Consider the following 5,418-nt stretch of genomic DNA (forward strand, 5'->3'; position numbering starts at 1 on the left):
CCCGTCGACCGGATCCAGTCCGTGGTGGAGGACCTGGCGGACCACGTGATCGAGGTGGACTCGGGGGTGCCGGGGCAGGAGCCGTACGCCTGCTGGAGCGTGGCGCTGCTGAACCGCGGCCTGCCCGGGTTCGCCGTCGACACGGCCGGGACGCTGCACGCGTCACTGCTGCGGTCGTGCACGGGCTGGCCGTCGGGCGTCTGGATCGACCCGCCGCGCCGGACGGTGCCGGACGGCTCGAACTTCCAGCTGCAGCACTGGACTCACGAGTTCCGGTACGCGATCGCCGAGGGCGACGGGGACTGGCGGGCCGCGGAGATCGCCGACAACAGCGCGGAGTTCAGCCGGCCCCTGCACGCGGTGCTGACGTCGGAAGGCGGCGACCGCGGACTGCCGTCCCGTGGTTCGCTGTTGCGGGCCGAGCCGGCGAACCGCGTGCGGCTGGGCGCGGTGAAGGCGGCGGGCAACCCGTTGACGTGTGGCTCCGCGACGCCGGCCGATCCGCGGAACGGCCTTGCCGTGCGGGTGGTCGCGCACACCGGGGCGCCCGCGTTCGCGACGCTGTCGTCCGATGTGGTCGCCCTGTCCGAGCTGACGTCGGCGAACCTGTTGGAGGAGCCGGGCCCGCCGAGGTCCGGCATCGAGGTCGCCGGCTGCGACGCGGTCACCGTGCTCGTCCGCCCCGAGGCTTCCTGGTCCACCGTGGCCGGTGGTTCGCTGGGGCCGGAGGCGGAGCCGGTCCAGCCGCTGTACGCCAAGTACTGGCTGCACAACCGCGGTCCCGCGCCGCTCGGTGGCCTGCCGGTAGCGGTGCACGCGACACCGGGCGAGTCCGGGTTGAGCGTGTCGGTCGCCTCGGACGCGACCACGGTGAACCTGCACGGGTTCGTCCGGGTGGCGGCGCCGGACGGGTGGACGGTGGAGCCGGCCGAGCTGCCGTTCGGTCTGCCGCCGGGCGGCCATCTCGTCACCGATGTCGCGGTGACCCCGCCCTGTGATGCTGACCCGGGGCGGTATCCCGTGCGGGTTTCGGCGGAGCTCGCCGGTGCCGGTGTGGTGCCGCCGAGCTGGCAGCAGGTGGTGGAGGACGTGGCGGTGCTGTCCGTCGAGCCGGTGCCGCGGGGAGATCTCATCTCGCTGGTCACCGACCCTGCGCCGGTCCGGCTGCGGCGCGGGGAAAGTGGGCTACTCGCGGTGCGGGTGGCGTCGGCGGCGGGTGCGCCGATCTCGTTGGAAGCGGCGGTGGTGAGCCCGTGGGGGACGTGGGAGTTCATCGGTCCGCGGGCAGTCGGTGCGGAGGTGCCGGCGCACGGCGAGGTGGAGTTGGCGTTCGACGTCACCGTGCCGCGGTGGGTCGCGCCGGGGAAGTGGTGGGCGCTGGTTCGCGTGGCCGGGGCCGGTCGTCTGCTGTACTCGCCGGCGGTTCCACTCGAGGTGACCTCATGACGGCCGCCGCATGGGTCCGGTCCGGGAACTGGTGGGCGCCGGCTCGCGTGGCCGGAGCGGGTCGTCTGCTGTACTCGCCGGTGACGTCATGACGGCCGTCGCGTGGGTTTCCGGCATGCCGCTTCTCGTGTCCGAGGTGGATGGTCGGGAGGCTTTTCTTCGTGGCGGTCCGGTGGCGGCGGTCCTGCCGAGGGAGCGCACGGGCGAGGGGCGGCAGCTGCGGCGCTGGCTGGTGCAGGTGCTGGCCGCGGAGCGGTTGGTGGCGGCCGAGGCGCGTATGCGGGGCCTCTCGGCCGGACGACCGCTGAGCGAGATCGCGCCGGACCGGGCGGCGATGCTGGGCCTGGGCAGCGTCGCGGCGGACCTGTTGACGCGGGACCCGTTGGCACGGGCGGTTTTCCTGGCCGTGACCGCGGACGTGACGGTGCCGCCCGGGGCGGTCGAGCGGTGCTACGACCCGGAGCGGTATCGGGTACCGGAAGAGCGAGTCGTACGGCACACGATCGGCGCCGGCCCCACGCGGCGGCGGGTGCTGCGGCGGGGCGAGCTGACGGGACCGGTGGAGGACGCCGTGTTCGCGGCCATGGCCGGCGAGACGGTGGGCCCGGTGTCGGATCCACTCGGCACACATGTGGTGGTGGTCGAGGAGGTGCGGCCGGCGCGGGTGCGCCCACTGGCCGAGGTACGCGGGGCGATCACCGAGTTCCTACTGTCCGCGGCCCGCCGACGAGCCTTCACAGCCTGGCTGGACCTACGCATGGCGAACGAGGTGCGGCTGGCACCGGGCTACGAACACCCCGGCGACCCTGCCCAACCGGACAACACACACCGGCACTGACCCTGGCTGATGCCGCGATATCGCTCGGGCTTTGGCAGGCACGGCCTCGGGAACCAGGCGTTCGCGAGGGCAGGCCTGGCAAGGACTGCCACCGACGAAGATCGACTTCTCTTGCGCTCCGCTCTGTGGTTAAGAGCAGCCCCCACCCCATCCCGGGGGCGGCCCCGATGCCAGTCTACCGGGTGGGGATGACAAAACCGCTGGTCACGATGAGGCTGTGGATAACTTTCGCGGGTGAGTTCGAGCGAAAGGGACAGTCGTGCGGGTTGGGGCGCGGGTATGACCATGGTGGCGTCTGTACTCACGGGGCGACAACCGCTGGGACTGTGTTGATGCACGTGGGTGAGTTCTACTGGAAGGCGCGTTGGGTGTTGGCATGACCGTGTTGGCGTTGGATATCGGGGGCACGAAGGTTGCTGGTGGGCTTGTCGACGCCGGTGGGCGGTTGTTGCGGCAGGCCACTCGGGCCACTGGGGACGATCCCTTCGCTTCTCTGAGTGCCGTGGTGGGCGAGCTTGAGGTGGGGAACGTTCAGGGGGTCGGGATCGGGTGTGCCGGGCCCATCGACACCGTTGCGGGGACTGTCTCGCCTATCAACATCGCCAGCTGGCGGGAGTTTCCGCTGGTTGAGCGGGTTCGGGAGCTCATCGGGGCGCCGGTGGTGCTTGCCGGGGACGCCGTGTGTGTCGCGCTTGGGGAGCACTGGGTTGGGGCCGGGCAGGGGTCTCACGCCATGCTCGGGATGGTTGTCTCCACCGGGGTTGGGGGTGGGCTCGTGCTCGACGGGCGACCGTTCGGTGGGCTCACCGGGAACGCCGGGCATGTGGGGCATGTCGTGGTCGAGCCCGGTGGGGACGCCTGCACCTGTGGCGGGCGTGGGTGCGTCGAGACCGTTGCCGCCGGGCCCCATCTCGTGCGGTGGGCTCGGCAGCGCGGCTGGGTCGGGGACGATGCGCGCGACCTCGCCGTTTCCGCCCACGCCGGCGATCCCGTTGCCGGGGAGGCCTTCCGGCGGAGTGGGCGGGCCATCGGGTTGGCGATCGTGGCGACGGCGGCTGTGTGCGATCTCGACCTCGCCGTCGTCGGGGGTGGGGTCGCGCAGACCGGAGAGCTCCTGTTCGGGCCCGTCCGGGACACGCTTGCCGTGCACGCGGAGTTGTCCTTCTTGCGCGGGTTGCGGGTCGAGCCGGCGAAGCTCGGCGTCGCCGCGGGCTTGTACGGCGCGGCGGCGCTCGCTTATTCTTTGACTTAGTCAAGGGATTGTTTCACGGGAAACGAGGATCTTCATGGCGACCGACGTCGCCCCTGACCGCATCGCTGCGGTCAGGGCGTTCAACCGCAGCTACACCAAGTTCCTCGATGTTCTCAACGAACATCATCTGCACACGCCTTTTTCATTGACTGAGGCAAGAGTCCTGTATGAACTGGGACAGCGGGACGAGACCGAGGTAGCCGCCCTCCGGCAGGCGATCGGTCTGGACGCCGGCTACCTGAGCCGCCTGTTGAGCCGGTTCGAGGAGGGCGGGCTCGTGCGCCGGGACCGCTCGGGTTCGGACGCCCGGCGGCAGGTCATCCGGCTCACCACCAAGGGACACGACTCGTTCCGGGTCCTGGACACCAAGACCGTCGGCCACATCCGTGCCCTGCTCGCCGACCTCAGCGAGGACGAGCAGGTCCGGCTCATCGAGGCCATGGACATGATCCGCAGGCGCATCGACCGCCCCACCGGACGGCCCGACGTGACACTGCGGCCACCCGCACCCGGCGACCTGGGCTGGATCATCGAGCGGAACGGCGCCCTCTACGCCACCGAGCACGGGTTCGACTCCTCGTACGAGGCCCTGGTCGCGCAGATCGTCGCCGGCTACCTCGACAAGCACGACCCCGAGGTCGAGCGGGCCTGGATCGCGGAACTGCGCGGCGAGCGGGTCGGCGCGATCTTCTGCGTCCGCACGGACGACACCACCGCGAAACTCCGCCTCCTGCACGTCGAGCCCAGCGCCCGCGGTGCCGGGGTCGGCACCGTCCTGGTCGACGAGTGCGTCGACTTCGCACGGTCGGTGGGGTACCGCTCGATGGAGCTGTGGACCGTCTCCATCCTGGCCCCGGCCCGCCGCATCTACCAGCGCGCGGGCTTCCAGCTCGTCGCGGAGGACACGGCACCGCGCTTCGGCCGCGAGCTGACCGGACAGACCTGGCGCCTGGATCTTCGGCACAGCCGGAAGCGGCCATAGGTCAGACCTGTTTCACCTGCTTGGCGGCTTGCGACCTACCCTGAGTGGCACCGGCCTCTGTGGACAAACCGAGCTCATCGCCGCCAAGTTCGACGTGTCATCCGGATGGCTCTCGCGTCGCGGCTGGTCAGAGGCTGGGGACCGAATCAACAGGCTGTGCACAGGTTTGTCCACAGGTTGTGGACAAACGAACGGGGACCACCCGAGCAGGTGGTCCCCGTCGCGTTCACCGTTCTACTGAGCGTCCAGCCGCGTCTTCAACGCGTCCAGCTCCGCACGCAGGAGCGTCGGCAGCTTCGGCCCGATCTTCTCGAACCACTCCTCGATCAGCGGCAGCTCCGCACGCCACTCGTCGGCGTCGAACTTCAGCGCCAGCTCGATGTCCTCCTTCGGCGCGTCCAGACCGTCGAGGTCCAGGTCGCCGGCGCTCGGGACGTAGCCGATCGGCGTCTCCGCCGCGGCGGCCTTGCCCTCGATGCGCTCGATGGCCCATTTCAGGACCCGCGAGTTCTCGCCGAAGCCCGGCCACAGGAACCGTTTGTCGTCGCCGCGGCGGAACCAGTTGACGTAGAAGATCTTCGGGAGCTTGGCCGCGTCGGCGCGCTTGCCGATGTCGATCCAGTGCTGGAAGTAGTCACCCGCGTGGTAGCCGATGAACGGCAGCATCGCCATCGGGTCGCGCCGCACCACGCCGACCTTGCCCTTCGCGGCGGCCGTGGTCTCCGACGAGAGCGTGGCACCCATGAACGTGCCGTGCATCCAGTCGCGCGACTCGGTCACCAGCGGGATCGTGTCCGCGCGGCGGCCGCCGAAGAAGATCGCCGAGATCGGCACGCCCTTCGGGTCGTCCCACTCCGGCGCCAGGATCGGGCACTGCGCCATCGGCGTGCAGTACCGCGA

Annotated in this window: 5 protein-coding genes; 4 read left to right on the top strand and 1 reads right to left on the bottom strand. The window is 70.5% G+C overall.

Features of this window, described 5'->3' with window-relative positions; all coding sequences use genetic code 11:
* From ACJ73U_RS26340 to ACJ73U_RS26355, 4 genes are all read left to right on the top strand, one after another.
* On the top strand, positions 1-1,446 hold a 1,446-nt coding region (locus ACJ73U_RS26340), incomplete at its 5' end, for an NEW3 domain-containing protein (RefSeq protein WP_407780393.1).
* Positions 1,447-1,534: 88 nt separating this feature from the next.
* Positions 1,535-2,284 (top strand): peptidylprolyl isomerase, encoded by a 750-nt coding sequence (locus tag ACJ73U_RS26345; RefSeq protein ID WP_407780394.1) that lies wholly within the window; start codon positions 1,535-1,537, stop codon positions 2,282-2,284.
* 376 nt (positions 2,285-2,660) lie between these two features.
* The gene (locus tag ACJ73U_RS26350; RefSeq protein ID WP_407780395.1) at positions 2,661-3,536 is read left to right on the top strand and encodes an ROK family protein; all 876 of its coding nucleotides are present in this window, start codon (positions 2,661-2,663) and stop codon (positions 3,534-3,536) included.
* A 145-nt stretch (positions 3,537-3,681) separates the two neighbouring features.
* Positions 3,682-4,518: a GNAT family N-acetyltransferase gene (locus ACJ73U_RS26355; protein WP_407780396.1), complete on the top strand. Its 837-nt coding sequence runs from the start codon at positions 3,682-3,684 to the stop codon at positions 4,516-4,518.
* A 234-nt stretch (positions 4,519-4,752) separates the two neighbouring features.
* Here the strand turns inward: ACJ73U_RS26355 and ACJ73U_RS26360 are convergent.
* On the bottom strand, positions 4,753-5,418 hold a 666-nt coding region (locus ACJ73U_RS26360; protein WP_407780397.1), incomplete at its 5' end, for a phosphoenolpyruvate carboxykinase domain-containing protein.

The organism is Actinophytocola sp. (assembly GCF_045807065.1).
GTDB lineage: Bacteria > Actinomycetota > Actinomycetes > Mycobacteriales > Pseudonocardiaceae > Actinophytocola.

Coding starts and splice junctions, on each gene's coding strand:
- ACJ73U_RS26345 (WP_407780394.1), top strand. CDS start 1,535: ATGACGGCCGTCGCGTGGGTTTCCGGCATGCCGCTTCTCGTGTCCGAG.
- ACJ73U_RS26350 (WP_407780395.1), top strand. CDS start 2,661: ATGACCGTGTTGGCGTTGGATATCGGGGGCACGAAGGTTGCTGGTGGG.